This is a genomic window from Corynebacterium sp. HMSC063A05 (assembly GCF_001809695.1).
Taxonomy (GTDB): Bacteria; Actinomycetota; Actinomycetes; order Mycobacteriales; family Mycobacteriaceae; genus Corynebacterium; species Corynebacterium amycolatum.
The window spans coordinates 1-26,882 of record NZ_KV798493.1 but is presented as its reverse complement, the minus strand read 5'-3'; the positions used below and the strand labels follow the sequence as shown (position 1 = coordinate 26,882).

At 60.0% G+C, this 26,882-nt stretch carries 25 protein-coding genes and 1 tRNA gene; 16 read left to right on the top strand and 10 right to left on the bottom strand.

Features of this window, described 5'->3' with window-relative positions; translation table 11 throughout:
- Positions 1–21 precede the first annotated feature (21 nt).
- The 8 genes from mfd (at position 22) to HMPREF2651_RS01030 (ending at position 9,390) form a co-directional block, all read left to right on the top strand.
- Positions 22–3,648 (top strand): transcription-repair coupling factor, encoded by a 3,627-nt coding sequence (gene mfd, locus HMPREF2651_RS01065; RefSeq protein ID WP_049182371.1) that lies wholly within the window; start codon positions 22–24, stop codon positions 3,646–3,648.
- Positions 3,649–3,655: 7 nt separating this feature from the next.
- Entirely contained in the window at positions 3,656–4,696 is a 1,041-nt protein-coding gene (locus tag HMPREF2651_RS01060) for a MazG nucleotide pyrophosphohydrolase domain-containing protein (RefSeq protein ID WP_049182369.1), read from the top strand.
- Between the two features lie 71 nt (positions 4,697–4,767).
- Positions 4,768–5,628 carry a lytic transglycosylase domain-containing protein gene (locus HMPREF2651_RS01055; protein ID WP_049172246.1) on the top strand — a complete coding sequence of 287 codons (861 nt, stop codon included), beginning with the start codon at positions 4,768–4,770 and terminating at the stop codon, positions 5,626–5,628.
- A gap of 85 nt (positions 5,629–5,713) precedes the next feature.
- Positions 5,714–6,988 carry a phosphopyruvate hydratase gene (eno, locus tag HMPREF2651_RS01050; protein ID WP_048733955.1) on the top strand — a complete coding sequence of 425 codons (1,275 nt, stop codon included), beginning with the start codon at positions 5,714–5,716 and terminating at the stop codon, positions 6,986–6,988.
- Positions 6,989–7,100: 112 nt separating this feature from the next.
- Positions 7,101–7,637, top strand: coding sequence for an FtsB family cell division protein (locus HMPREF2651_RS01045; protein WP_048733957.1), 537 nt, complete (start codon positions 7,101–7,103; stop codon positions 7,635–7,637).
- Positions 7,638–7,774: 137 nt separating this feature from the next.
- The gene (locus tag HMPREF2651_RS01040; protein WP_049182367.1) at positions 7,775–8,311 is read left to right on the top strand and encodes a DUF501 domain-containing protein; all 537 of its coding nucleotides are present in this window, start codon (positions 7,775–7,777) and stop codon (positions 8,309–8,311) included.
- Positions 8,312–9,301 (top strand): Ppx/GppA phosphatase family protein, encoded by a 990-nt coding sequence (locus HMPREF2651_RS01035; RefSeq protein ID WP_070585948.1) that lies wholly within the window; start codon positions 8,312–8,314, stop codon positions 9,299–9,301.
- 12 nt (positions 9,302–9,313) lie between these two features.
- Positions 9,314–9,390 (top strand) — tRNA-Leu (locus tag HMPREF2651_RS01030).
- 62 nt (positions 9,391–9,452) lie between these two features.
- On the opposite strand, the gene HMPREF2651_RS01025 is transcribed toward HMPREF2651_RS01030, so the two are convergent.
- Positions 9,453–11,036, bottom strand: a complete 1,584-nt coding sequence (locus tag HMPREF2651_RS01025) for a succinic semialdehyde dehydrogenase (protein ID WP_049172253.1) — start codon at positions 11,034–11,036, stop codon at positions 9,453–9,455.
- Positions 11,037–11,107: 71 nt separating this feature from the next.
- A complete protein-coding gene (locus HMPREF2651_RS01020; protein WP_048733964.1) occupies positions 11,108–11,440 on the bottom strand; it encodes a hypothetical protein in 333 nt (110 codons plus the stop codon).
- A gap of 235 nt (positions 11,441–11,675) precedes the next feature.
- On the opposite strand from HMPREF2651_RS01020, the gene HMPREF2651_RS01015 reads away from it, so the two are divergent.
- Positions 11,676–12,503 (top strand): Bax inhibitor-1/YccA family protein, encoded by an 828-nt coding sequence (locus tag HMPREF2651_RS01015; RefSeq protein ID WP_048733966.1) that lies wholly within the window; start codon positions 11,676–11,678, stop codon positions 12,501–12,503.
- A gap of 323 nt (positions 12,504–12,826) precedes the next feature.
- Here HMPREF2651_RS01015 and greA read toward each other — a convergent pair whose 3' ends face one another.
- Together greA and HMPREF2651_RS01005 are read right to left on the bottom strand one after the other, a co-directional pair.
- Positions 12,827–13,339 (bottom strand): transcription elongation factor GreA, encoded by a 513-nt coding sequence (gene greA, locus HMPREF2651_RS01010; RefSeq protein ID WP_038626190.1) that lies wholly within the window; start codon positions 13,337–13,339, stop codon positions 12,827–12,829.
- A 174-nt stretch (positions 13,340–13,513) separates the two neighbouring features.
- Positions 13,514–13,981, bottom strand: coding sequence for a DUF4307 domain-containing protein (locus HMPREF2651_RS01005; RefSeq protein ID WP_038626188.1), 468 nt, complete (start codon positions 13,979–13,981; stop codon positions 13,514–13,516).
- Between the two features lie 261 nt (positions 13,982–14,242).
- Between HMPREF2651_RS01005 and mca the strand changes: the two genes are divergently transcribed.
- From mca to HMPREF2651_RS00985, 4 genes are all read left to right on the top strand, one after another.
- On the top strand, positions 14,243–15,097 hold the full coding sequence (mca, locus tag HMPREF2651_RS01000) for a mycothiol conjugate amidase Mca (protein ID WP_038626186.1): 855 nt from the start codon (positions 14,243–14,245) through the stop codon (positions 15,095–15,097).
- A gap of 27 nt (positions 15,098–15,124) precedes the next feature.
- Positions 15,125–15,409, top strand: coding sequence for a hypothetical protein (locus HMPREF2651_RS00995; RefSeq protein WP_038626184.1), 285 nt, complete (start codon positions 15,125–15,127; stop codon positions 15,407–15,409).
- Between the two features lie 320 nt (positions 15,410–15,729).
- Positions 15,730–16,821 carry a 3-deoxy-7-phosphoheptulonate synthase gene (locus HMPREF2651_RS00990; RefSeq protein WP_070585947.1) on the top strand — a complete coding sequence of 364 codons (1,092 nt, stop codon included), beginning with the start codon at positions 15,730–15,732 and terminating at the stop codon, positions 16,819–16,821.
- Between the two features lie 38 nt (positions 16,822–16,859).
- Complete coding sequence (locus HMPREF2651_RS00985; RefSeq protein WP_038626180.1) at positions 16,860–17,645, top strand: isoprenyl transferase; 786 nt, start codon at positions 16,860–16,862, stop codon at positions 17,643–17,645.
- A 30-nt stretch (positions 17,646–17,675) separates the two neighbouring features.
- On the opposite strand, the gene coaA is transcribed toward HMPREF2651_RS00985, so the two are convergent.
- Entirely contained in the window at positions 17,676–18,611 is a 936-nt protein-coding gene (coaA, locus tag HMPREF2651_RS00980; RefSeq protein WP_038626177.1) for a type I pantothenate kinase, read from the bottom strand.
- A 149-nt stretch (positions 18,612–18,760) separates the two neighbouring features.
- Between coaA and glyA the strand changes: the two genes are divergently transcribed.
- On the top strand, positions 18,761–20,062 hold the full coding sequence (gene glyA / locus HMPREF2651_RS00975; RefSeq protein ID WP_038626166.1) for a serine hydroxymethyltransferase: 1,302 nt from the start codon (positions 18,761–18,763) through the stop codon (positions 20,060–20,062).
- Between the two features lie 71 nt (positions 20,063–20,133).
- On the opposite strand, the gene HMPREF2651_RS11035 is transcribed toward glyA, so the two are convergent.
- Positions 20,134–20,889: an HNH endonuclease signature motif containing protein gene (locus HMPREF2651_RS11035; RefSeq protein ID WP_224792213.1), complete on the bottom strand. Its 756-nt coding sequence runs from the start codon at positions 20,887–20,889 to the stop codon at positions 20,134–20,136.
- Between HMPREF2651_RS11035 and HMPREF2651_RS11025 the strand changes: the two genes are divergently transcribed.
- On the top strand, positions 20,875–21,204 hold the full coding sequence (locus HMPREF2651_RS11025; protein ID WP_224786637.1) for a hypothetical protein: 330 nt from the start codon (positions 20,875–20,877) through the stop codon (positions 21,202–21,204). The genes HMPREF2651_RS11035 and HMPREF2651_RS11025 overlap by 15 nt on opposite strands.
- 318 nt (positions 21,205–21,522) lie before the next feature.
- Here HMPREF2651_RS11025 and HMPREF2651_RS00965 read toward each other — a convergent pair whose 3' ends face one another.
- Positions 21,523–22,080, bottom strand: coding sequence for a GNAT family N-acetyltransferase (locus HMPREF2651_RS00965; protein ID WP_049182363.1), 558 nt, complete (start codon positions 22,078–22,080; stop codon positions 21,523–21,525).
- 80 nt (positions 22,081–22,160) lie between these two features.
- Here HMPREF2651_RS00965 and HMPREF2651_RS00960 point away from each other — a divergent pair, with 80 nt between their 5' ends.
- The gene (locus HMPREF2651_RS00960; RefSeq protein WP_049182362.1) at positions 22,161–22,919 is read left to right on the top strand and encodes an enoyl-CoA hydratase-related protein; all 759 of its coding nucleotides are present in this window, start codon (positions 22,161–22,163) and stop codon (positions 22,917–22,919) included.
- Positions 22,920–22,961: 42 nt separating this feature from the next.
- On the opposite strand, the gene metS is transcribed toward HMPREF2651_RS00960, so the two are convergent.
- The 3 genes from metS to HMPREF2651_RS00945 all read right to left on the bottom strand — a co-directional run bounded on the left by metS (position 22,962) and on the right by HMPREF2651_RS00945 (position 26,212).
- Positions 22,962–23,129: a methionine/alanine import NSS transporter subunit MetS gene (metS, locus tag HMPREF2651_RS00955; RefSeq protein ID WP_038626160.1), complete on the bottom strand. Its 168-nt coding sequence runs from the start codon at positions 23,127–23,129 to the stop codon at positions 22,962–22,964.
- Positions 23,130–23,134: 5 nt separating this feature from the next.
- Complete coding sequence (locus tag HMPREF2651_RS00950) at positions 23,135–24,745, bottom strand: sodium-dependent transporter (RefSeq protein WP_049182360.1); 1,611 nt, start codon at positions 24,743–24,745, stop codon at positions 23,135–23,137.
- 294 nt (positions 24,746–25,039) lie between these two features.
- On the bottom strand, positions 25,040–26,212 hold the full coding sequence (locus HMPREF2651_RS00945) for an acyl-CoA dehydrogenase family protein (RefSeq protein WP_038626156.1): 1,173 nt from the start codon (positions 26,210–26,212) through the stop codon (positions 25,040–25,042).
- Positions 26,213–26,882 lie beyond the last annotated feature (670 nt).

The following is a 26,882-nucleotide window of genomic DNA, read 5'->3' as shown; positions in this document are numbered from 1 at the left end:
GTGCATGGTTATATTGGGGCTATGCCAACTTCTGCGTCTTCCTCGGCGAAAGCCACACCCAGCATTCTGCCGAACCCGCTGTCGGGGCTGGAAAGCCTCGTTGTCACGGATCCTCAATTTGTCGGCGTGCTCGGGCGCATCGGCGAAGACGAGCTGGCGCTCACGGGTGCGGACGCGGTGCGTTCGCACCTTATTTACGCCATGTCTACGAAGGTGCCGGTGCTGGTCATCACGGCTACCGGCCGTGAGGCGGAGGACCTGACTGCCGAGGTCAAGTCGATGATCGGCGACCGTGTAGCTATGTTCCCCTCGTGGGAGACGCTCCCGCATGAGAAGCTTTCGCCAGCGGTGGATACCGTGGCGCAGCGTCGTAAGGCGCTTTACGACGTTCGCCGGGGCAAAGTCGACGTTCTGATTGCGGCGGCGCGCTCGTTGGTGCAGCCGATTGTGGACGACCTCGAGGCTGAAGCCAGCGCCCCCATTCACGTCCAACTGGACCGGGACTGCGAGAACCTGGTTGAGCGGCTGGTGCATCACGGCTATTCGCATGTGGACATGGTCGGCAGGCGTGGCCAGTTTGCCGTGCGTGGCGGCATCGTCGATGTTTTCCCTGCGACCGAAGAGCTGCCGGTACGTATCGAGCTCTGGGGTGATGAGGTCACCGACCTGCGCGCCTTTTCCGTCGCTGACCAGCGCACGATCTCTGAGGTAGAGGTCGACCAGCTGGATATCTTCCCGTGTCGTGCACTGCTTATCGACGACGACGTTAAGGCCGCCGCGGAGAAACTCGCCACCACGCGCTCGGGTCAGGTCCAAGAAATGCTCACCCGCATCGGCGACGGCCAGTGGGTGGAGGGCATGGAATCGCTGATTCCACTGATTAGTCAGCATCCGATGAAGATGCTCACCGAGGTCATGCCGGAGAAAACTCATGTGCTCATGTGCGGGCCGGAGCGCATTCGCTCTCGCGCACAGGACCTTATCAGTGCAGGCGAGGAGTTTATGGCCGCAGCGTGGGAAACTGCTGCGATGGGTGGCTCGGCGCCAATCGCCACGGATGGGCTGGAGCCCAGCGCGTACCGCAGCTTGGCCTCTATCCCGATGCCCACTTCGTGGCATATTTCCCCGCCCGGCATGTTGGAGGCGGGAGTCACCGAAGATGATGTGCTGCCGCTGACCTTTGAGCCTGGGCCCGCGCCACGCGGCGACTTAAAGGAAATTGGTCACCTGATGAAGCAGCTGCGCGATGCCACGGTCGCGGGGGAGCGAGTGGCGTACGTGGCGGCGACGCCCGCGGGGGCGCGTCGGCAAGCGGAAAAGTTTAGGGAAGCCGGAATTGCGACGCGCATGGCGGCGGGCCCGGAGTATCCCGAGTCCGGAAGAATTACCGTCTACCAGGGTGTTTTGCACGGTGGCCTGGTGTTCCCGCGAATCCCCGGTGGCGCGCTGACTCTGATTACCGAGCAGGACATCACAGGTAACCGCATCGCGGAAGGCGCGCTTGGTGGGCGCCGCAAGCCGGCGAAGCGCCGTGGTCGGGTGGACCCGCTGGCGCTGAAGGCCGGTGACTATGTCGTGCACGACACGCATGGCATTGGTCGGTTTGTGAAGCTCACTGAGCGCACCATCGGCACGGGCGAGGATCAGGCACGCCGCGAGTACGTGGTGCTCGAGTACGCACCGAGCAAGCGCGGAGGTCCCTCGGACCAGCTCTACGTGCCGATGGAGAGCTTGGATTTGCTGTCGCGCTATGTCGGCGGCGAAAAGCCCACCCTGTCGAAGATGGGCGGGTCGGACTGGAAGTCCACCAAGCGCAAGGCCCGTGGTGCCGTCCGCGAGATTGCGGAAGAGCTGGTCAAGCTCTACGCCGAGCGCCAAGCCGCGCCGGGCCACGCGTTCGCGCCGGATACGCCATGGCAGCAGGAGATGGAGGATAACTTCCCCTTCACCGAGACCGAAGATCAACTGCAGGCCATCGACGAAATTAAGTCCGACATGGAAAAGCCGGTGCCGATGGATCGCGTGCTCATCGGCGATGTCGGCTACGGCAAGACCGAGGTGGCACTGCGTGCTGCCTTCAAGGCTGTTCAAGATGGCCGTCAGGTGGCAGTGTTGGTGCCGACCACACTTCTGGCGCAGCAGCACTTGACCACTTTCACCCAACGTATGGAGGGCTTCCCGGTCACCATCCGTGGACTGTCCCGCTTCACCTCGCCGAAGGACTCCAAGGAGGTCCTCGAAGGGTTGAAGAACGGGACGGTCGACATTGTTATCGGCACGCATCGTCTCCTGCAGACCGGCGTGCAGTGGAAAGAACTCGGCCTGGTCATCGTTGACGAGGAGCAGCGTTTCGGCGTCGAACACAAGGAACACATCAAGGCGCTACGGCACCACGTCGACGTACTCACCATGTCCGCAACGCCAATTCCGCGCACGCTCGAAATGTCGATTGCTGGCATCCGCGAGATGAGCCAGATTCTCACCCCGCCGCAGGACCGTCACCCGGTGCTGACATACGTCGGCGCGCAGTCCGACAAGCAGGTCGCCGCTGCTATCAGGCGAGAGCTGCTTCGCGACGGCCAGGTGTTCTACCTGCATAATAAGGTGGAAACCATTGACAAAGTCGCCCAGACTATCCGCAATTTGGTGCCCGAGGCCCGCGTGGTAGTGGCCCACGGTCAGATGGGGGAGGAGCAGCTGGAGCGCACGGTCGATGGCTTCTGGCAGCGCGAGTACGACGTGCTGGTGTGTACCACCATCGTGGAGACCGGCCTGGATATTGCCAACGCCAATACGTTGATTGTGGAAAACGCGCACCATATGGGCCTTTCCCAGCTGCACCAGCTGCGTGGTCGTGTGGGCCGTTCCCGTGAGCGCGCCTATGCCTACTTCCTCTACCCGGAAAATCAGACGCTGACGGAGACTTCCTACGACCGTCTGTCCACGATCGCGCAGAACAATGACTTGGGTGCCGGTATGGCTGTGGCCATGAAGGACCTGGAAATGCGCGGTGCCGGAAATATCCTCGGTGCGGAGCAGTCCGGTCACATTGCCGGTGTCGGCTTCGATATGTACGTCCGACTGGTTGGCGAGGCCGTGGCCGCGCTGAAGGCAGTGGCCGATGGTGAAACTCCGGATGCTTCCGATAACGAACCGAAGGAAGTGCGGATCGATTTGCCGGTCGATGCGAATATTCCGGCCGAATATGTGTCGTCGGAACGCCTACGTCTAGAGGCGTACCGCAAATTTGCTGCCGCCAGTGCGCTGGACGATATCAACGTAGTGCTCGAAGAGCTTGTTGACCGTTACGGAACCCCACCCATTGAGGTGGAGAGACTGGCGGTTATTTCACGACTTCGAATTATTTGCCGGGAATTCGGCGTGCATGAAGTTCAAGCCATGGGTGCGCACATTAGAATAACCCCTATGGAGCTTGCTGACTCCAAGCAGGTGCGTCTCAAGCGCCTGTATCCACAGGCGACCTATCGTGCGGCAACGCGCACGGTTTCCGTCGGAATGCCGAAGGAAGGGCGAGGGTTGCGGGCAAAACCTGTCCGCGATATTGCATTGGTGCAGTGGGTAGCAGACTTCTTGACATCGATGGCGGGAATTCCACGTATGGATATCTCGCACATGGGAAAGGACTAGAAACCGTATGACTATCATCAAGCTCGATAGCCGCTTTCCAACAGCGATTCCGCTGGAAGCCGCTAGCCTGCTGACCGGTGAAGTCAGCTACACCGAAGAAGTCCCGATCCGTGTGCGCTGGGCAATCGCCGACGCCGGTGGGCACTCGGTGTCCCAGGCGGAGATTCTGGTCACCACCGATATGGAAAACGACGAGGTACTCGATCGCCTCGATGCGGGCGAGAAGGTCTACTCGGTCGAGCTGGATGATGCGCAGGACCCAGCAGCTCCGGCAGCTCAGGTTGCGGCGGCTCCCCAGCAGGACTCGGTGAAAGAACCTGAGTCAGAACCGGTTGCAGAGCCAGGGGCAGAGCCTGTTGCAGAACCGCTGACTCCGCAGGAACAGCTTGCCGCAGCTCGTCTGCCCCACGTCGTCGAGGCCGTGGACATCATGGCGGCAGCACGGCGCACGGGGCAGTGGGAAGCTCGCCAGACGCACAAGAGCCTGCTGCCGTATCTCATTGAAGAGACCTACGAGTTTGTCGACGCAGTCAACGAGGGCGGTGACATTCGTAGCGAGCTGTCAGATCTGCTGCTGCAGATCCTCTTCCACGCTGAAATCGCGGAGGACTTCGACTTCGACGATGTGGCGACCGACTTTATTTTGAAGATGCGCGCTCGTCAGCCGTACCTCTTCGACGGCACTGTGGCCGAGGGAGAGATGGTGTCGGAGGAAGAACAGGAGCGACTGTGGGCTTACGGCCGCGGACGTCCGCGCTCGAACCCGGCCACACAGCTGCCAGCTCTGACTTTGGCTGAGGAAGCCATCCGCCGCGCACGTGCACTGGGACTGTCCGATGCAGACATTCCAGTGGAGATTCTGGTCCCGACCCCGGGGCTGGAGACTGAGTCCGGTGCGGAAGAACGGACCCGACAGGCTTCACGCGCATTCCTGACTGAGCTGGCCCAGATGGAGAATCAGCAGGCCGGCAGTGCTGAGCAGTGGGCAGCGGGCAGCGAAGATAACGAAGAGGCTGAGGACTTCGGCCCGTCGGAAAGCGACAGCTAGTTTCCAGCAAAAGTGATTTCTGTCCTCGAGTTTGAGTGATTTTTACGGTCTACCCCGTAGAGTAATTCCCCATGCCTTCTAATTCTCCCTTTGATGAATACGCGCACCCCGCACCCCGCGGGGCGAAGCCGCGTGGCCGCAGTAAGGGGAAAAAGAAGTCCTCGAGAGGCTGTGGCTGCCTCGGTCTAACCTCCCTGGCGGTGCTGATCATCATTGGCACGGTTGGGGCGTTGGCTATGTTCACTGGACCCGTAATCCCGTCGTTGACCAAGAAGCCGATTCCGGATAATGTGCCGCCTGCTGCGGCTGAGCCACCGCCGATGATTGATGTCAACGCGCCCGGGCGCACCTCGGAACAGCTCCGACAGTGGGCGCAGCAGATTTCCCCGAAGACGGGTATTTCTGAGGACGCTCTCCGCGCCTACGGCAACGCATATGTGATTGCGGCAGAACAGTTCCCGAACTGCCACCTGGAGTGGAACACGCTTGCAGGACTGGGCAAAGTGGAGACTAATCACGGCACGTACTCGGGCAATTGGCTCAAGCCGGCTCATATCGGCGCCGATGGGGTAGTCAGTCCGACGATTATCGGTCCGCCGCTGGACGGCACGAGTGGGTTTGCTGAGGTTCTCGATACTGACAACGGCGAACTCGACGGTGACACAGAGTATGACCGCGCTGTGGGGCCGATGCAGTTTATTCCCGAGACCTGGCATCGTTTTGCGATGGATGCTTCTGGTGATGGCGTCGCCGACCCCAACAACATCGACGACGCAACTGCGACCACCGCACGGATGCTCTGCAGTGGGGAACGCGACCTCGCCACCCCGGAAGGGTGGGCATCTGCAATTCGCTCATATAACCAGTCTGAGCAGTATCTTCGCGATGTTCGGGACGCTGCGGCGAACTATGCGCTGAATCAGCCCGCATAGGGTGAAAAGGATTTAAGGCGAAGGTCGGCAAACCGTGCCACAATTGGAGTCATGTGCCGGAACGGTTCCGGCGGAAAGGTGACCTATGGCTGCAATCATCGAGTTGAACGCACGCGAAATTCTGGACTCCCGTGGTAACCCGACCGTTGAGGTCGAGGTGCTGTTGGAAGACGGCGCTGTGGGCCGCGCTGCGGTTCCGTCCGGTGCCTCCACCGGCGTTCATGAGGCACACGAGCTCCGCGATGGCGGAGACCGTTACCTGGGCAAGGGGGTCGAGAAGGCTGTCCGCGCTGTGCTCGAGGAGATTGAGGACGCAATTATTGGCCTCGAGGCTGAGGACCAGCGTCTGGTTGACAAGACCATGATTGAGCTGGACGGCACCGACAACAAGTCCCGCCTGGGTGCTAACGCAATCCTGGGTGTTTCCATGGCTGTTGCCAAGGCTGCTGCTGAGTCCGCTGGCCTGGATCTGTTCCGCTACGTCGGCGGCCCGAACGGTCACGTTCTGCCGGTTCCGATGATGAACATCCTCAACGGTGGCGCACACGCTGACTCCGGCGTTGACGTCCAGGAGTTCATGATTGCTCCGATTGGCGCCCCGACCTTCAAGGAAGCACTGCGCGTCGGTGCTGAGGTCTACCACGCACTCAAGAAGGTCATTAAGGACAAGGGCCTGTCCACTGGCCTCGGCGATGAGGGTGGCTTCGCTCCGTCGGTTGACTCCACCAAGGCTGCACTGGACCTGATTGTTGAGGCAATTGAGGCTGCAGGCTACAAACTGGGCGACGATGTCGCTCTGGCTCTCGACGTCGCTTCTTCCGAGTTCTTCAAGGACGGCAAGTACCACTTCGAGGGCGGCGAGCACACCGCTGAGGAGATGGCAGCTGTCTACGCTGACCTGGTTGAGAACTACGCCATCGTCTCCATCGAGGATCCGCTGCAGGAAGATGACTGGGAGGGCTACACCACCCTGACCGCTCAGCTTGGTGACAAGGTCCAGATTGTCGGCGACGACTTCTTCGTCACCAACCCGAAGCGTCTGGCAGAGGGCATTGAGAAGAAGGCCGCTAATGCTCTGCTGGTCAAGGTCAACCAGATTGGTACCCTGTCCGAGACCTTCGAGGCCGTCGCAATGGCTCACAACGCCGGCTACAAGTCCATGATGTCCCACCGCTCTGGTGAGACCGAGGACACTACCATCGCTGACCTGGCTGTCGGCCTGAACTGTGGCCAGATCAAGACCGGTGCTCCGGCTCGCTCCGAGCGCGTTGCTAAGTACAACCAGCTGCTGCGCATCGAGGAGTACCTGGGTGACGCCGCAGTCTACGCTGGTCGCAGCGCATTCCCGCGTTTCAAGTAAAGAGCTGAGGCGCTGCGAAAGCTGCGTCTAGCACTGCCCGTCCGCACCACGCACGTGGTTGTGGGCGGGTTTTTGTTATTTCATCGGCTGGCGGTCGGGTAGAGTGTGGGGCATGAGTGCATCGGACCGATCTCGCCGCGGAACACAGTCGCGCCCTGCAGGGGCGGGGCAGCGTTCGGCAGCGGCAATCGCATCGGGAATGCGCTCGCTGAGCACAGCACAGAAGATCGGCATTGGTCTGCTGGTGCTTTTCTTAGTATCTGTTCTCGCAATTCCGCTGCGGACTTTTGCACAACAACAGGCGGATGTCGCCGCCACGCAGGACAATATTGCTCGCATGGAACAGCGAATTAAGCAGTTAGAGGATGAAAAGGAGCTTTACTCCAACCCCGCCTACGTTAAGGAGCAGGCACGTCTGCGCCTGGGGCTGGTAGAGCCGGGGGAGACCCCATTCCGTATCCTCGATCCGGCCGTGGGCGAACAGCCTGTGACGCAGCCGGAGGAAATTCCGCAGCACCAGGCTAAGAAGTGGTACGAGACGCTGTGGGATTCCATTTCCATCCCGCCCGAACCCGAAGAGACTCGCCCGAATCCGGGGCGCGATCAGGCAACGAGGCCAGAGAGCTTGCCGACGGTACCGGAGTCCTAAACCTCCATACGGCTACCTGAGCCTCTCGGTGAGGTTGCATGCGCGGCGGAGTGTGCCGTCGTAAAGCGAAACAACGCGCTTGTAAGGCGACTGTGAGATTATGTGTCAGTAAAACGGAAGCAAAAGGAGTGTGACCGATGTCTGTGGATACCGCAGATTTGGAAGTGATAGCGGAGCAGCTCGGACGTGAACCACGGGGTGTAGTGGACATCTCTTACCGCAGCCCCGACGGCACTCCTGGTGTGGTCAAGACGAAGCCTCGTTTGGACGATGGCACTCCGTTTCCCACGCTCTTTTACCTGACTGATCCGCGTTTGACAGCGGAGGCCTCCCGGTTGGAGACGACCGGCGTGATGAAGGAAATGACCGCGCGTCTGGAAAGCGACGAAGAGCTCGCGGCCGATTACCAGCGCGCGCACGAGGCATTTCTGGCGGAGCGCAATGAGATGGAAGACCTGGGCACGGACTTCTCCGGTGGCGGCATGCCTACGCGCGTGAAGTGCCTGCACGTCCTTATTGCCTACGCGCTGGCCAAGGGGCCGGATCACTTCCGACTGGGTACTGAGTCGGTGGCGCTGGCGGCGGAGAACGAGAAGCTGCGCGGCACTGCGATTCCCGCAGATTGGCCCACGATTGCCGAGCTCGGTATTGCGTACCCGGGGGTGGAGGGATAAATGACGACCCTCGCTGCCGTCGACTGCGGCACTAACTCGCTTCGCCTGCTTATCAGCCGGATCGAGGTCGTCGATGGAGTTCTCGAAATCACAGAACTGCACCGACTGATGGAAATCGTCCGCCTTGGCCAGGGCGTGGATGCCACTGGCATGCTGGCTCCAGAGGCGCTGGAGCGCGTGCGGGAGGCTCTGACGAAGTATGCGGAGCTTATGCAGGTCGAAAAAGTGCAAGCAGTCCGAATGGTGGCGACATCGGCGACACGCGACGCAAGCAACCGCGACGATTTCTTCGCCATGACCCGCGAGATTCTCGCTCCGTGGGGTGCAGAGGCCGAGGTCATTTCCGGCGACGAGGAAGCCGCGCTGTCCTTCCGCGGGGCAGTCGATGACTTGGAGCCCGAGCTCGGTCCGTATTGCGTCATTGACGTCGGCGGTGGCTCCACCGAGGTTATTGTCGGTGACCACGATGGTACGGTAGCCGGTTCTGATTCCGTGGCTATGGGCAGTGTGCGCTTGACCGAACGGTTCCTGCAGGCCTCGCCACCGACGGCGGAACAGGTCCAGGAGGCGCGTTCGTATGTTGCGGAGCTGGCCGACGAGATTGTTGCGAAGGTGCCTGTCGACAAGGCTCGCACCATCGTCGGCTGCGCCGGGACCTTCACCACGCTGTCGGCGCTGGCACAGGGGCTAGAAACCTACGACCCGGAGGCAATCCACCTGTCGCAGCTGCGCTTTGCGGCGTTGCGTGCGCTGACCGCGTCCGTGATTGAGACCGACGCGGAGTCCCTCGCTGCCAATCCCGTGATGCATCCGAAGCGCGCGGATGTCTTCGCCGGCGGTTCCATCATTGTGGACGGTCTGATGGACATGTTTGAGGCGCTGCCGCTTTCCGAGGCAGCGAAGGAAGAGCAGCGCTTTTTCTACATCAGCGAGAAGGATATCCTCGACGGAATTGTGGCGAGTTTGGTAGACACCCATATCGCCCATTAATCTTTCTTAGGGGCCCCTATAGCCCAATTGGCAGAGGCAGAGGACTTAAAATCCTTTCAGTGTGGGTTCGAGTCCCACTGGGGGCACCAAAAGGCCAGGTCAGAGAGTTTTCTGACCTGGCCTTTTGCTATTTGTGCGCGCTACATGCGGATTACGGCAGGACGTTGAACTTCTTGCCGAGGACAAGTGCCGTGTTGAACACCTTCGAGTACAGCTCACGCGGCATCTGCGGCATCGACACCGGGGAAAGACGCTGCACGGTCACTGTCTGCTCATCGGTGTACTTCAGCAGGCCGCCCGCTGCTTGACGACGGCCCACACCCGAATCCTTGAAACCACCCATCGGGGCATCGACAGACGCGAAGGCCGCAGCAAAACCATCGTTGACATTGACAGTGCCGGCCTCAAGCTGTGGAGCCAGCTCCTTTGCGCGACGCGGGGAGGTCCACAGCGAAGCGTTGAGGCCATAACGGGAATCGTTGGACTTGGCGATAGCCTCGTGGACATCCGAGACACGCTGGAGGACTACCACCGGGCCGAATACCTCTTCGGTCAGCAGGGCGACGCCCTCCGGGACGTCGGTAAGCACGGTCGGTTCGTAGAACAGCGGTCCCAGATCCGGGCGAGGACGACCGCCGGCCAGCACGGTGGCGCCGGCCTCGATGGCCTCGTCGACCATGGACTTGACGGTGTCGAACTGGCCCTGCGACTGCAGACAGCCCATCTCGGTTTCCCACTCGTAGCCAGCGCCGATGGACATTGCCTTCACGCGGTCGGTGAATGCCGGGACGAACTCGTCCCAGACGGAGTCCACGACATAGATTCGCTCAATGGACACGCACAGGTGACCGGAGTTGGTGAAGCAGCCAATGCGTGCGCCCTCGACCGCGCGGTTGATGTTGGCATCTTCAGCGACAATCAGCGGGTTCTTGCCGCCGAGCTCCGCGGAGAAACTGATCAGGCGCTCGCCGCACTGCTGTGCCAGCGAGCGGCCGGTCTCGGAGGAGCCGGTGAACATCAGGAAGTCACACTGGCCGACAATGCCCTGGCCGACAACGCGACCTGGGCCTGGGATGACCTGGAAGAGATCCTCCGGAAGGCCAGCGCGGTAGAGCAAATCGACAGCGAAGAGAGCGGTAAACGGAGTGGTGCTGTCCGGCTTGAGCACGATGGCGTTACCGGCCATCAGTGCAGCCAGCGCATCGGAAACCGCGAGGGTCAGCGGGTAGTTCCACGGAGCAATAACACCGACGACGCCCTTTGGGTGGTGGTAGACGGTGGTCTTGGAAAGTACCGGGACCGCGCCGTGCGCTCGCTTCGGCTCAAGCAGTTTCGGGCCCTGATTGCCGTAGTAGCGGGCGGTGATAGCGGTGTGTACGAGCTCCTCGTGGGCACTGGCGCGGTTTTTACCGGTCTCGGCCTGCAGCAGGTCCAGCACCTGGTCGCAGTGGGTAAAGAGCAGGTCGTGGAAGTGGTGCAGCACTTCGCCGCGCTTTTCCGGCGCCATGCGGGCCCACTTCTTCTGCGCGGCACGGGCACGCTTGAAGGCCTCGTCGACATCGGCCTGGGTACCGACAGGAATCTGCGCCAGCTCCTGGCCGGTAAATGGTGCCGAGATAGTGGCGGTCTTCGACTTATCAGCTACCGTGACGCGCTGAAGAAGGCGGGCAACGAGCTCGTCGTTAAGCGGATTGCGGATGGTAGTTCGGTTTGTCGTAGCAGTAGATGCTGTCATGGCACAGATACTACTGTTGCGCGGCGCCCCGAGATAGTAAATTTGGCAAAACTACAAAAACTTAGAAAACTTTAGTAAGTAGTCCAGCCCATCCGACGGTTGCGGTCCGGGTCGCGCGGGCCATCGTTGCCGAACTCGAACGGTTCGTGGCCGTCGACATCGCCGTAGCGCATCTCCGGGTCATCATCCAGATCGTCGTCGACGTCGATGTCCGGCTTTTCCTCGGCCAACCGCTTGCCGAGGGTGTCATGCGGAGAAGCGCCCCGCCAGCGGTCCGGCGGATCCATTACATAATTCTCGCCATCACCGGTGAGGAAGTCGCCATCGAGCCCTTCCGAGCCATCGAGCGTGGTCTCGTCGAAATCACCAGTGGTATCCGGATCGTAGTCAAGGCCATCAGACATCTTGACCAACCTCCTGTTTCATAATCACTCAAGTGGTGCCCACGCCTGGCGACTGTGAGTGTTTCCGCGATTACAAAATCACCGCCAGCAGGCGAGGAATTACCTTGATACTAACTGTTTTTCAGGGTTGGGAACAATACCTTTACATCGCCCGTTGTAGAAAATGCAGGCAAACGTACGCGCGTGTGCCTGAATACAAAACGTAAGAAAAACTGAGAAAAGAAAGAAGGACGACGTGCGCGAAAGCAGCAATCCTGCATTCAGTTCACTTACTAAGACCGTCGCCCGCGGACAGGCGGGCGCACATCACTACGGCCAAGGTCAGATGGGCGCTGGCTACGGGGATAACCCGTACCAGTCGCAGGTTGCCGCCGACTACCGTCCGATGACGGTCGACGATGTCGTTTCCAAGACCGGCATCACGCTGGCAACCATCATTGTTCTGGCTGCAGTCAACTTCTTCATTGCCGTCAGTGTCTCCACCAGCCTGGCCATGATTCTGACCATTGTCGGCGCCATCGGTGGTCTGATTACTGTTTTGGTGTCCACCTTCGGCAAGAAGTACGGCTCCGCGCCGGTTACCCTCACCTACGCGGCCTTCGAGGGGCTCTTCGTCGGTGGCATCAGCTTCATGTTCACCGCTCCAATTCAGGGCGTTGCCGCTGGTGCGCTGATTATGCAGGCCGTGCTGGCTACCCTGGGTGTCTTCATCGGTATGCTCTTCGTCTACAAGTCGGGCGCTATCCGCGTGACCCCGAAGTTCACCCGTTTCATGAGTGCGGCTCTGATTGGTGTCCTGGTCCTCATGCTGGGCAACCTGGTGCTCTCCCTGTTCGGCCTGGGCTTCCCGCTGCGTGACGGCGGCATGCTGTCGATCATCTTCTCTCTGGTCTGCATCGGCCTGGCAGCCTTCAGCTTCCTGATTGACTTCGATCAGGCTGATCGCCTGGTTCGCGCTGGCGCTCCGGCTCAGTACGCCTGGGGTGTCGCCCTCGGTCTGGCTGTGACCCTGGTCTGGCTCTACACCGAGATTCTGCGTCTGCTGTCCTACTTCAGGGACTAAACGCTAGAAAACTAACTAACGCACAAGCGCCGCTTAGCCCGTTTTACGGGTTGGCCGGCGCTTTGCTCTTATCTGATGAGCTGCTTTCTCGATTCGCATTAAACACGGACGCGCGGTGGGCCAATCGACCGGCAGTCGACATATTGACCGATCGGGCTGTGCAGTGTGACGTCGTAAAGCGCGATATTGAAGCGGGAGAGGGTACAAAAAATGGACCGATAGGCCATATGGGCTTCTATCGGTCCAAGAATCGGGCGCTGTGGCCCGAGATCGCCGCCTGGGTTGAGGCGGTCTAGCGCCGGGGGGGGAAGTAACCTCGGCGTTTAGGCGTCCATATCCGGGTCGTACGGCTCAGCCTTAACTACGGTGACAGACACTTCGTCGCCGCTCGGGGAAGCGTAAGTGCGGGTCTCGCCCTCCTTAGCGCCGACCAGAGCCTTACCCAGCGGGGAATCGGTGGAGTAGGTCTCCAGGTTCGGGTTGGAGGAGTCAGCGCCACGGGTACCGATGAGGAAGGTCTCGGTGTCGTCCTCGTCGCCGTCGTAGTAGACGTGGACCACGGTGCCGACCAGAGCCACACCGGACTCCTGCGGAATCTCGCCGACAGTGGCGCGCTGGAGCAGGTCTTCGAGGTAGCGGATGCGTGCCTCTTCCTGTCCCTGCTGCTCGCGGGCGGCATCGTAGCCGGCGTTTTCCTTCAAGTCGCCCTCTTCGCGGCGCTCGTTAATCTCGGCGGCGATGACCGGGCGGTTTTCATATAGCGCCTCAAGCTCGGCCTTGAGCTTGTCGTAGGACTCCTGGGTGAGCCATGGGCTATTGTTCTTTGCCTCAGTCATGGTTCCTCCTGTGTTTTTGGCTATTTAATACAAAAGCGGCCCCGCGTGGGGCCGTCGGCTGCGTCACAGGATAGCACTGTCACGCCACATGGCAATAACAGGCGCGTCGGAGTGTTGTCGCGCACGCTTTACGACGTGCCCCCGCAGCGCATGATCCTCAGTCGCGAAGGGAGATTACTTCGCAGGTGCGAGGAACTCCGGAATGTCGGTGGAGCAGCCATAGACATCGCCTGCGACGGCCAGCTCGCGGGTGGCAATGGGGACGTCCATCCGCACGGTAGCGGGGCCGCCGCCCGGGATGAATACGTCGCGACGGCCGACCTCTGCCACGTCATAGTTCAGCGCATAGATAATGCAGTAGCTATCCAGCTCCGGCTTTTCGCGGGTGACATCCAGTGTGAAGATGAACTGCTCATCTTCCTTACCTGGAGTGCGGCTCCAGCCCGCTTGCGTTGCAGAGACATCCGGGGCGGAGACGCGGTTCATCTGAACGAAGATGTATGCGCCGGCGATGACGAGCATGCCAACAATAGCGATGACAACCAATTTTGCGGGGAGAGTGCGACTGTTGTCCCCATAGCGCTCGCGCTGCTCGTTAGGCGCTGCGGTATTTCGGGTGTTTCGCTCCGAACTTTCAGCCATGCTTTTTAGCCTATCGGAGTTCTCGGTCGACGTGGTAAAATGTTGACAGTTAAACAATCTTTCTGGTGTGGCGCGGTGTCCTGCTGCTATGTCGTTCCGCCGAGTAGCGATGCTGCGTGGTCATATGATGGTGCAGCGCTATAGTGGGGCGGTATTGAAACGGTGCTGTAGTAGCATCGTTGCGGTCGAAGGGCTCCGGCCTTGGCCAGAAAACATGGACTGAGATAGTAGCGGGAGTGACTTCAATTGACACTTCGTCTGATGGCAATTCACGCTCATCCTGATGACGAATCGAGCAAGGGCGCCGCAACAATGGCCCGATATGCGGCGGAAGGGCATCGCGTCAAAGTGGTGACCTGCACCGGCGGTGAGGCCGGTAGCATTCTCAACCCTGCGATGGATCGACCGGAGGTGCGCGAGAATATCGCCGCGGTGCGCGTTCACGAAATGGCTGCAGCCGCTGAGACTCTCGGCGTTGAACATGAGTGGCTCGGCTTTACCGACTCCGGTCTGCCTGCGGGTAACCCGGTGCCGGTGCTGTCGCACGGTGTGTTTGCTCGCCAATCGGTCGAGGATGCGACCAAGCCTCTCATCCGAGCTATCCGTGAGTTCCGTCCGCACGTCATCATTACGTACGACGAAAACGGTGGCTACCCGCACCCGGACCACATCATGACCCATATCGTGTCCATGCGCGCTTGGCTGGAGTCTGGAACGGATAAGTACCCCGAGCTCGGTGAACCATGGGAAATTTCCAAACTCTACTACACCCACGGTTTCATCAAGGCGCGTCTCATCGCGCTAGACAACTACTACCGCGACAACGGCTTGGAAAGCCCGCTGGCCGAGTCCTTCCGCCGTTGGACTAAGACCCCCGGCGACATCATGACCCGCGTGACCACGCAGGTTGAGTGCGGCGATTACTTCCAGCAGCGGGATCAGGCGCTGCTGGCGCACGCTACGCAGATCGATCCGAACGGGCCATTCTTCGCCGTGCCGGTAGACATTCAGCAGCGCGTTTGGCCGACCGAAGAGTTTGAGCTTGCCCGCACTCGAGTGCAGACCGAGCTGCCAGAGACCGATCTCTTCGCCGGTATCGACCCCGACGCGGAATAGTCCGGAATTAACGCTAAGCTGGAACTCATGATTGAAAGCTTCGATGCCTTGGCGGCTCGCACGACAATTTTCCTGGCGCAGAACCCCACTGGTCCGCGGGGTGCTGACTTCGGAAAGGCCTCTCCTGTTGGCCTGCTCATCATTGTCGTTTTGCTCATCGTCATCCTGGCTCTCGGCTGGGATCTCTCGCGACGCGCGAAGCGCATGGCCGCTCGCCGGAAGTTCGCCGAGGCGCACGGCATGGATCCCTTCGATTCCGAGGCTGTGGATAAGGCGATGGCTGCAGCGGAGCAGCGTCGTGAAGCGGAGTAGTTAACGCCAAGGCGTGTGCGCGCCGCTTGGCGACGGGCGATGCGTGCGTGCCCCTTATTGCGTCCCACAGGATGGGATTCGGAGTTCGAATTGCGGGATTCTAGGCGGTGCGCTACAGTCGAGCACATGCGTATGTGGCGATTTTATTTTTCGAAGGCTCCGGAGGCAGTGACGACCTAGTCACAGCCGGCGGCTAATCGTCACGTCGCCACCAACCGGAGCCAAAGGCAGCAGCCCCAAACTAATTAGGGGCGCTGCCTTTTGTCGTATCTACAGCCAATTACATGCGTAACTAATCCCCCAGAGAAAAGAGACCCCCGATGCCCCCCCCCACACCCCTCGAAGCCCCCGCCTCTACCGCGAACCGCCGTGTCGTAGCCTTCCACGACCTGCCCTCCCCAGAAGAGGTCATGGCCAAACAGCCATTGTCCCCGAACCTGGTTAACGAAGTGGAGCAGTCGCGACTCGACATCGCCCGCGTCATCGCCCGCGAGGACGATCGCCTGCTGGTCGTTGTCGGCCCGTGCTCCATTCACGACCCCGAGGCCGCCATCGACTACGCCCGCCGCCTGAAGGCCACCGCCGATGAGCTCGACGAGGACCTGCTGGTCGTCATGCGCGTCTACTTCGAAAAGCCGCGCACCACCGTCGGCTGGAAGGGACTCATCAACGACCCCGACCTGGATAGCTCCTTCAAAATCAACAAGGGCCTGCACATGGCCCGCGAAGTGCTCATCGAGGTCCTGCGCACCGGCCTGCCCGTCGGCGCTGAATTCCTCGAGCCCAACAGCCCGCAGTACATCGCCGACGCCGTCTCCTGGGGTGCGATTGGTGCGCGCACCACGGAGTCGCAGGTCCACCGCCAGCTCGCTTCCGGACTTTCCATGCCCATCGGCTTCAAAAACGGTACCGACGGCAACGTCCAGGTCGCCGTGGACTCGCTGGTCTCTGCAGCAAACCCGCACTTCTTCTTCGGCATGAACGACCAGGGCCGCGCCGCCGTCGTCGAAACCGCCGGCAACCACAATTGCCACCTCATTCTCCGCGGCGGCACCTCCGGCCCGAACTGGGACGAGGCATCGCTTAACGACGCCGAAGCCCGCCTGAACAAGGCCGAGCAAACCATCAGCATCATGGTGGACGCCTCTCACGCCAATTCCGGAAAATCCGAGGTGCGCCAGGCCGAGGTCGTTGAGGAGCTCGGCAAGCTCATCGGTGCCGGCGACGAGCGCATCACCGGCATCATGATGGAGTCCTTCCTCGAAGCCGGTGCGCAAAAAATTACCGATGGGCGTAATGGCCTCGTATACGGCAAGTCCGTCACCGATGCCTGCATGGATTGGGAAACCACCGACCGGCTGCTGCGTACGCTTGCGGCAGAAGTCCGGAAGCGTCGGCAGGCACGTGACTAAGCACAAAGTGGCCGTGCCCATTGGGTAGAGTTACATATGTGAAAGAAAACCAGCCGTCCTCACTCCGGCGGATTGCGTATCCGCTCTACGAGCGCAAACTAGCCCAAGAGCTAGAAGGAAAACCTCGCCCCAAGCACGTTGCCATCATGGCCGATGGCAACCGCCGCTGGGCGAGGGAGGCTGGCTTCACCGACGTAAGCCACGGCCACCGCGTCGGCTCCCGCAAAATCGCAGAATTCGTCGGCTGGTGCGCCGAGCAGGAAATCGAGCTGGTCACCATCTACCTGCTCTCCACCGAAAACCTCGGGCGCGACCCCGAAGAGCTGGAGTTACTGTTCGACATCATCGCCGACGTCGTCGACGAATTGGCGCAATCGCCTAACGACGTGCGCCTGCGCATGGTCGGCCACCTCGAGCTCCTTCCGGAAAGAATGACCGCCCGGCTGCGCCACGACGAAGAAGTCACCGCGAACAACACCGGCATCCAGGTCAACATCGCCGTTGGCTACGGTGGTCGGCAGGAAATCGTCGACGCGGTGCGCAGAATCATCCGGGAATCAGTCGCCGAAGGAATTGATGCTTCCGAGCTCGAGGAGAGCATCACCACCGACGCCATTTCTCGCCGCCTCTATACATCCGGACAACCGGACCCCGATCTAGTCATCCGCACTTCCGGAGAACAGCGGCTCAGCGGCTTCCTTCTCTGGCAAACCGCCTACTCCGAGATTTGGTTCACCGATACCTACTGGCCCGAGTTCCGCCGCATCGACTTCCTCCGCGCACTTCGAGACTTTTCGCAGCGCTCACGCCGCTTCGGCAAATAACCTCCCTACATCCGGAAAAATTTCCGGATGTTAGAGTTTGCGCATCCGGACCCTCGAAACCTTGTGGTCCCGAGACTTCGTAAGAACTAATGACGCCCGCACTCGAGTGGGCAAAATATTTTCCGTCAGGTTCGGCAAGTTCACCTGCTGCCAAATGCGTCGGGCCACCTCGGCCGCAGCTTCGTCGTCAAGTGTTGCATAGTCCGCGAAGTGCGCGCCCGGAGCGCGAAACGCCGTCTGGCGGAGACTGAGGAAACGATTAATGTACCAACGCTCGATGTCCGCGCGCGGGGCATCGACGTAGACACTGAAATCGAAAAGATCGGAAATCATCAGCGTCGGGCCCGTCTGCAAAACGTTGAGCCCCTCGAGAATGAGAATGTCCGGACGATCGACATCGACGAACTCATCCGGCACCCGGTCATAGAGCGTGTGCGAATACACCGGCGCCTTCACATGCCGCGCCCCCGACTTCACCGCCGTGACAAACCGCATCAACGCACGCTGATCATACGACTCCGGATACCCCTTGCGCTGCATAATCCCACGGCGATTCAATTCCTCAGAAGGGTAGAGGAAGCCATCAGTAGTAACCAAGTCCACCCGCGGATTAGTCTCCCAGCGCTCGAGCAGTACCTGCAGCAAACGCGCCGTCGTTGACTTGCCGACCGCCACCGAACCCGCGACGCCGATAATAAACGGCACCGACGCCCCCTTCGAAGGATTTTCCCCAAGGAAGTTCGACGTTACAGCGTTCAGCTCCCGATGCGCCGCCACACGCATGTGAATCAGGCGAGAAAGCGGAAGATAGACCTCGGCGACTTCGTCCAGGTCGATGTTTTCACCGATACCGGAAAGTCGTTCAGCTTCCTCTTCCGTCAGCACCAGAGGCATATTCTTGCGCATTTCGCGCCACTGCTCGCGTTTGAACTCGACGTACGGGCTGGGGGATGTTGCGCGCGTCATATCTCCAATTGTGCCAAGGGGGGCCTAAAACCGGAAAACGGATCAACAAAGGGGGCATGCTGGAATGGTGCTGCTTTCGTGGTTTGCCCCATAAAGGGCTAGCATGGCCTGTGGCATTGAAGTTTTATTGAAAGGTCGAAAACCTACTCATGACCGGGTCTAACAATAACGATGTCCGCTACCAATCGCTGCGTGAACTCGATCCCGACCTCGCAGAGGCGATGGCAGGGGAGCTCTCTCGTCAGCGTGACATGCTCGAAATGATTGCTAGTGAGAACTTTGTTCCACGTGCAGTGCTGCAGGCTCAGGGCTCGGTTCTGACCAACAAGTACGCCGAAGGATACCCGGGTCGTCGTTACTACGGCGGCTGCGAATACGTCGACATCGTCGAGGACATGGCACGCAACCGCGCCAAGGAGCTCTTCGGCGCTGAGTTCGCCAACGTTCAGCCGCACGCAGGCGCGCAGGCCAACGCTGCCGTTCTGCATGCGCTAATCAACGCCGGTGACAAGATTATGGGCCTCGACCTGGCACACGGCGGTCACCTGACCCACGGCATGAAGCTGAACTTCTCCGGCAAGCTCTACCACGTCGCCGCATACGGTGTGGATAAGGACACCATGCGGATCGATATGGACAAGGTGCGTGAGCAGGCGCTCGCAGAAAAGCCGGATGTCCTCATCGCAGGTTGGTCGGCGTACCCGCGCCACCTCGACTTCGAAGCTTTCCGCTCCATCGCCGATGAGGTCGGCGCGAAGCTGTGGACGGACATGGCGCACTTCGCAGGTTTGGTTGCCGCCGGTCTGCACCCGTCGCCGGTTCCGCATTCTGACGTTGTGTCGACCACCGTTCACAAGACTCTCGGTGGCCCTCGTTCGGGCATGATTTTGGCCAAGCAGGAGTACGCCAAGAAGCTGAACTCCGCTGTTTTCCCGGGGCAGCAGGGTGGCCCGCTGATGCACGCTATCGCCGGCAAGGCCGTGGCGCTGAAGATTGCTGGTACCGAGGAGTTCAAGGAGCGCCAGCAGCGCACTCTCGCCGGTGCCCGCATCCTGGCTGAGCGTCTCACCGCTGCCGACTGCGCCGAGGCTGGCGTCGATGTTCTCACTGGCGGCACCGATGTCCACCTGGTTCTGGCGGATTTGCGCAATTCGGAGATGAACGGCCAGGAGGCCGAGGATCTACTCCATGCTGTTGGTATCACTGTCAACCGGAATGCTGTTCCGTTTGACCCGCGTCCTCCGATGGTTACATCTGGACTTCGTATCGGTACTCCGGCGCTGGCCACCCGCGGTCTCGACGAGAAGGCCTTCACCGAGGTCGCCGATGTCATCGGTACTGCTCTCGCCGCCGGCAAGAATGCGGATGTCGACTCCCTGCGTGCTCGTGTTTCGAAGATCGCTCAGGAATTCCCGCTTTACGACGGCATCGAGGACTGGAACCTCATCTAATTCTGCGTTTTTGCAGCGCAAGTACCCGTTCTAGCAGTGCGCTAGGACGGGTTTTCCCGTACATCCGGGTTTTATTCCGGAGGTGGTGGCTCCGGCCCGAGCTGTCTCGTCGTACCCGCTCGATACCCCGCGTAGGACCTCCCGGACATTGATGTCACAAATGAGTTGCTAAACAGAGGCGGTCGAGTTTTGTCCGGCGGGCGCCATCGAATATGTCCGGATGTGGGGATGCGTTCGAGGTAGCCGTTGCGTCCTTCCCGGTCGTCGTCGTTAAGCCCGTTGTGTTCTCGGCAGACCATGGTGAGGTTGTCCAGCGTGGTTGTGCCGCCGTTTTTGTGGGCGACTAGGTGGTGCGCTTGTCCGCTATAGGCGGGGCGTTCACAGCCGGGCCAGGCGCAGATGGGGTTGTCGATGAGCATCGCGATGCGCTGCTCTTCAGTCGCCAGACGTGGGTTGCCGATGGGAAATAAGTCCGTAATGGCGCTGTGTTCGTCGTAAAGCACGGCCCACCCGGTGTCGGCGAGTAGGGCGTTGAGGAAGACGTCGGGCGCGAGCGCGGAGCCGTTGGTGGTGGCGGCGAAGCGCGGGCTGTAGTCGACGATGTCTTGCGCGGTGATGATGATGGCGGGTTGGTAGCGCATTTCATCGAGCTTGTCGACGGGCATTGCGGCATCGGCATGCTCGAGGCGTTCGGCAAGCGCCTGACCGACGCATCGGTCGTGGGAAAACTCCGGATGGGACTTCCGGATTTCTGCGGCGCGGATGGTAAGCGGCGACAGGAGATTGTCGAGCATATCCGAGGGGCCGGAGATGTGGAAGTGCTTCATTCCCCGGATGTCTACCTTCCGGGAAAACCGGGCGCGCAGGTGCTGGGGTGGTTCGTCTTCGGTGTTGAGCTCGGTGAGAGTTTCCCGCATGTAGAGGTCCAGTTCTTCGAAGCCGAGACGCTCGGCCGCCGCGACGAATGTGAGCCGCAGGTTGTCGTGGAGTTCTGCGTTGTTGGCTTGGCGGCTGCGCTTGTCGATAAGCACGCAGGTGTCCAGGCTGAGCCCGAGTCGGCGGGCCAGAGCTGCTGCGTCTTCGCGGGCTTTGGTGTTTTCCTCGGTGTCAGCGGGTTGGAGATAGTGGGCGGCGACGCGTAGCAACAGCCGAAGGCGCGCCGGGTCAAGGCCGAGGGTTGCCGCCAGGTGGGAGGTGGCGGCGTGGCCGTCGGGACGCGCGGCGTGGAGTTCCGCCAGCGTGTCCATTCCGCGCGAGGCCAGTGCGGCGAGCGTCCCAAGAACTGTCATGCCTTTGAAGGTAAAAGTCCGGATGTAGGGGGACAACGCCCATGAGGGCAGGCTGTGGATAAGTCAGCCGGTTTAGCAGTTATCCACATCCGGACTTTTCTGTTGCCGCATTACCCTGCAAACGCAGCGCAGCTGAACCTTCACACCGCCGCACAGCAGCATCTCCGCTTTCTACGCCCCGAAGTCGCTTAGGGCATCGCCGGTGAGGCGGAAGGTCTCCCATTCGTCCATGGGGAAGGCACCGAGGGAGCGGTAGAAGTCGATGGAGGGCTGGTTCCATTTCAGGACGCACCATTCGACCCGCGAGTATCCGCGTTCCACGGCAATCCGCGCGAGGTTTTGCAGCAGCGCCTTGCCCTTGCCAGTGCCGCGCGACTCAGGACGGACGTAAAGGTCTTCGAGGTAGATGCCGTGGGTGCCTTCCCAGGTGGAGTAGTTCAGGAACCACAGTGCAATGCCGTCGAAGCGAGGGCCGCCACCAACACCGCCACTACTAACAACACTGCCACTACTAACACCGGCGCCGTTATCGTCGCAATCGTCCAAATTTCCGGATGTGGAGTCGACGACGTGGCAGAAAATCGCGGGGTTGTCCCCGAAGAGCTGTTCGCGCAGGCGCTCGGGGGTCAGTCGGACGGCGTCGGGTTCTTTTTCGTAGGCTGCCAGGTCTTTGATGAGGTCGACGATCTCGTGGACGTCGTCAGGCGTGGCGGGGCGTGGAAGTGTCATGTGTCCCTTGTTACTCGCGGCGGGTGATTTGGTGCAAAAGTGCGTCCGAGGCGGGGGAGATTGCGATAACCTGCGAGGTTATGAGCAACGTTACTCAAGACTTTTCCGACGGCATTCTAGCCATCACCATCGACCGCCCGGATGCATACAACTCCCTGGATAAGAATCTCCGGTTGGAGCTAAAAGCCGCTTTTGAGCGTGCGCAAGAGCCGGACGTGCGCGCTGTTATCCTGCTCGGCGGGCCGAAGGCGTTTTGCACGGGCCAGGATTTGAAGGAGCACATCTCTGACCTGCAGTCGGGCGCTGGCATGGGCAAGGTTGTCGAGGAGTACAACCCGATGGTTGCGGAGCTGACCGCGATTAACGTTCCGGTTACTGCCGCTATCGAAGGTGCTGCGGCGGGTGCCGGTTGGTCGCTGGCGCTGCACTGTGATTTCCGTATCGCTGGCCCGAAGGCGTCGTTCAAAGCGGCGTTCCCGTCGATTGGCCTGGCCACGGACTGTGGCATGTCGGCGCTGCTGCCGCGCATGGTCAGCGACGCGAAGGCGCGTGAGCTGTTGTTCTTCGATAAAAAGGTGCTTGCCGACGAGGCCCTGAGCCTCGGCCTGGTTACTGAAGTGGTAGACGATCCAGCGGCTCGGGCACGTGAGTTGGCAGCTCAGTTTGCCGCGGGCCCGACGGCCGCGCTGAAGGAGATTAAGGCTCTGCTGCGCCGGGACACTCTGGCCGCTGCGGCGGCGGAGGCGGATGCGCAGGCACGCCTGGCGGTCTCGGCCGACCATAAGGAAGCGGTGGCCGCTTTCTTGGAGAAGCGACCACCGCGTTTCGTAGGTGAGTAAGTCAGATACCTGGAGTGGCTGGGGAGAGGTAGTAGTGAAGAACTACTGCTCTTCCTGCGCTCCTAGTACTTCGCTGGTGAGTTCTGGGTGATCTCCCAGCTCACCGGAAACCTCGTCAGGGTGCTTGGATAGGCTGACCAGCGCGACCGCCAGGCCGCCCCAGATGACGATGATGAACAGTGCCATCATGACAATTGCGATACCGGACATTTGGCTTAAACCTCCTGATTTTCCGGAGTGTGCTTGCGTGGCAGGTGTGAGGTCCGCTTGAAATCTGGCGTCACGCCGAAGTCCGAGCCCGGAGGGCCGTCGAGACGGTGTTGGCCGCGCCAAGGCAGGATGGCCATAATCAGAGCGCCGATGAGAATCACGCCGATGACGCCCCAACCAAAGATGTCGATTTGGGTGTCGGAGTAGCCTTCGTAGTTTTCCTGGAAAAGTCCGATGAGCTCCTGGAACAGGATGACGGCGAGAATGACCGGCGTGATGTTTCCGACGAAGATCTGCCACATGGTGCCGACCTTGAACGAGGACACGGCGTTGAGGTGCATGGCGAATTCGTTGGTGCGGCGCAGGATCCAGTCGATTGCGATGATGGTCAGCAGCGCAACCAGGACGATACCGACGTTGTTGGTGAACTTATCGACGATGTCGAGGGTTACCAGACCTGAGGTGGTCGGGAAGGCCAGCAGCGAGATGACGGCCATGGAGCCACCGACGGTGAGAGTGGCCTGGACGCGGCCGAGGTTCAGCTTGTCCTTGACTGCGGAGACGACGACCTCGAGTAGCGACATCAGGGAGGTCACACCGGCGATTGCCAGGGAGAGGAAGAATAGCAGGCCGAAGACCGAACCGATGAAGTTTGGCATCTCAGAGATGACCGTCGGGAAGGCGATAAAGGCAAGGCCGATACCGGAGGTTGCGACCTCGTCGACAGCCTGGCCCGACTGCGTTGCCATGAAGCCCAGGGTGGCGAAGACACCGATACCGGCGAGAACTTCGAAGGAAGAGTTCGCGAACGCGGTGACCAGACCGGAGCCGGTGAGGTTAGTGCGTGGCTTCAGGTAGGAGGCGTAAGTCAGCATAATGCCGAAGGCCACGGACAGGGAGAAGAAAATCTGGCCGTAGGCGGCAATCCACACGCTGGAGTCAGAGAGTGCAGACCAGTCTGGAGTGAAGAATGCGTCCAAGCCCTGTGCAGCGCCATCCAGAGTCAGGGAGTAGATGACCACTGCGACGAAGAGAACGGTCAGCAGCGGGATGAAGATGACGGAGACCTTACCGATGCCCTTGTCCACGCCAGCGGCCAGAATGCCGATGACGAGAACCCAGACAATCAGCAGGACGATGGAGATTGATGGGACGAAGTCCAGCGAGAAGACACTTTCGGTGTCGGCTTGGAGGAAGTCCTTCATGAAGTGGGTCTCGGCATTTGGACCCCAGCTCTTGCGGATGGACTTCCAGGCGTAGATGAAGGACCACGCGATAATAACGGCGTAGTAGACGGTAATGAAGAAGGCGATACCGACCTGAATCCAGCCAATTGGTTCAGCCCAGGGCTTGATGCGACGCATCGACTTCGGTGCTGACCCGCGGAAGCGGTGGCCGATGGCGAAGTCGAGGAAGAGTAGTGGGATACCTGCGGTCAAAAGCGCGACCAGGTAGGGGATAAGGAAGGCGCCACCGCCGGAGTCGTATGCGACATAGGGGAAACGCCAGATGTTTCCGAGCCCGACTGCCGAGCCGATGGCGGCGAAAATGAAGGCTGCTCGGGTGGAAAACACCTCCCTTCGCTGAGGGGTAGCGGTCGAGTTGGTTGTGCTCATACCTCTGGAACTCCAATCCTTCATCTTCGGTCACGCGCCCCGCGTGGCCGAGGGGAAAATTGGTGAAGTGCATCACCATTACCTAATGGAATCTTAGTATATGAGATAGGTATCTCATTGTATAGTTTCAGTTTTGTAGGGGGTAATGGTTTTGGTGAGGACTGTGGCACAGGGGGGGGCAGCTCCAATCAAGCCTCGTAAATAATCACCAGCCATCCACTTTGAGGTATGCAAAACCCCGCCAGGAAAACCTGACGGGGTTTGTGTCGAATCAGCTAGGCCGACGTGCGCTATTTACTCTGCGCCGCCCTTGGCGATGCGACGGAAGATGATTTCCTTCATGATCTCGTTGGTGCCACCGTAAATGGTCTGGACCTTGGAGTCGAGGTAGTGAGTGGAAATCGGGTACTCGAGCATGAAGCCGTAGCCACCGAACATCTGCAGGCAGCGGGTAACGATGTCCTGCTGCTCCTCGGTAGTCCAGTACTTGGCCATGGAAGCGCCGGTCTCGTCCAGCTTGCCTGCGTTGTGAGCCATAACAGCCTGGTCAACGAAAGCCTGCAGGGCGGTGACGCGGGTAGCGATGTCGGCCAGGTAGTGGCCGTGGACCTGGTGCTGGATGATCGGGCGGCCGAATGCCTCGCGCTCCTGGGCGTACTTGTAAGCCAGAGTCCAAGCGCGGCGGGAAGTTGCGACAGAGCCGCAAGCCAGGGTCAGGCGCTCGTGCGCGAGGTTGGTGCGCAGGTAGCCGAAGGCAGCGCCCTCTTCGCCGAGTAGGTTCTCGGCCGGAACGCGGACGTTGTCGAAGTTGAGCTCAGCGGTGTCCTGGGCCTTCAGGCCGACCTTCTGCAGCGGGCCAGCCTTGGTGAAGCCCTCGAGGTCGGCGTCGACGATGAACATGGAGACACCAGCGCGGCCCTTGGATGGGTCGGTGATAGCTGCAACGAGAGCGAAGTCGGCCATCATGCCGTTGGAGATGAAGATCTTGGTGCCGTTGAGGACGTAGTGGTCGCCGTCCTTCTTGGCGAAGGTGCGCATACCTGCCAGGTCGGAACCTGCGCCCGGTTCGGTCATGGCGAGGCAGCCGATGGTGTCGCCGGCGTTCATGGAAGCCAGGTACTTCTGCTTCTGCTCTTCGTTGCCGAACTTAGCCAGGTACGGAGCGACCAGGTCGTTGAGAACGCCGAAGGAAACGACGATGGAGCCACAGTCAGCGTTGGAGAGCTCCTCGTTCAGGACCTGGTTGTAGCGGAAGTCCATCTCTCCGCCGCCGCCGTATGCCTCCGGAGTGGACATACCAATCAGGCCGAGCTCACCGGCCTTCTTGAAGACCTCGCGGTCCGGCTGACCTTCCTTGTGCCAGCGCTCTACGTTCGGGGTGATTTCCTTCTCGACGAAGCCGCGAACCATGTCGCGGAACATGTTGTGCTCTTCTTCGAAGTGAGTACGGGGCAGAAAGTCCTTCATGACATGCTCCTAGAAATATTGTCGTGGAATTTTTGTCTTAAGGCCTTTTCGTACGTCGCAGATAAACGCTGCAGATAAACGCGATGGCCTCGGTTCATCGTCATAGTGACTATGACTGTTGTACCCCATTATGCATGAGTGTGATGAGAGACACTTGTTTTTTTAAAAGTTTTTTCCCGATTGGTGATGTGGAATCGCTTGACGACGGATATTGCGCTCAGCCCTCCCGGAAAACTACCCCCGTTGCGGTTGGGGGTTGCTATTGAATTTGGGCTATCAGCGACGGTCGGCAATGTTAGGTAATGCTAACCTACAAAGCCAGGTGAATGGCTATTTTTGTCATGTTTGCTAGTTGGGCCGCTGGGGCTTTGGGGTGCGGGGGTTATGTGTGTGAGGTAGTCGCCGTGGGGGTGATTAACGAAACATTCTCATTTTCTTATTCCCATTAGTGCTGGTGGTCGTTAGTATGAGCATCAGGTGGAGACCGGTTCCCTTGATTATCCGAGCTTCTTCCACTGCAGTCATAGCAACCTCCAATTGCACTCGAAAAAATGACGCGACCCGTGCGCCGTCCCTGTGGAATGGACAGCGAGCAGGTCGCGTCATTTTTTTTATTGCTGCGATTAGGCGCTAGTCGGGGGTTAAGTAAAGAAAAGTGTGTCTTTTCCGG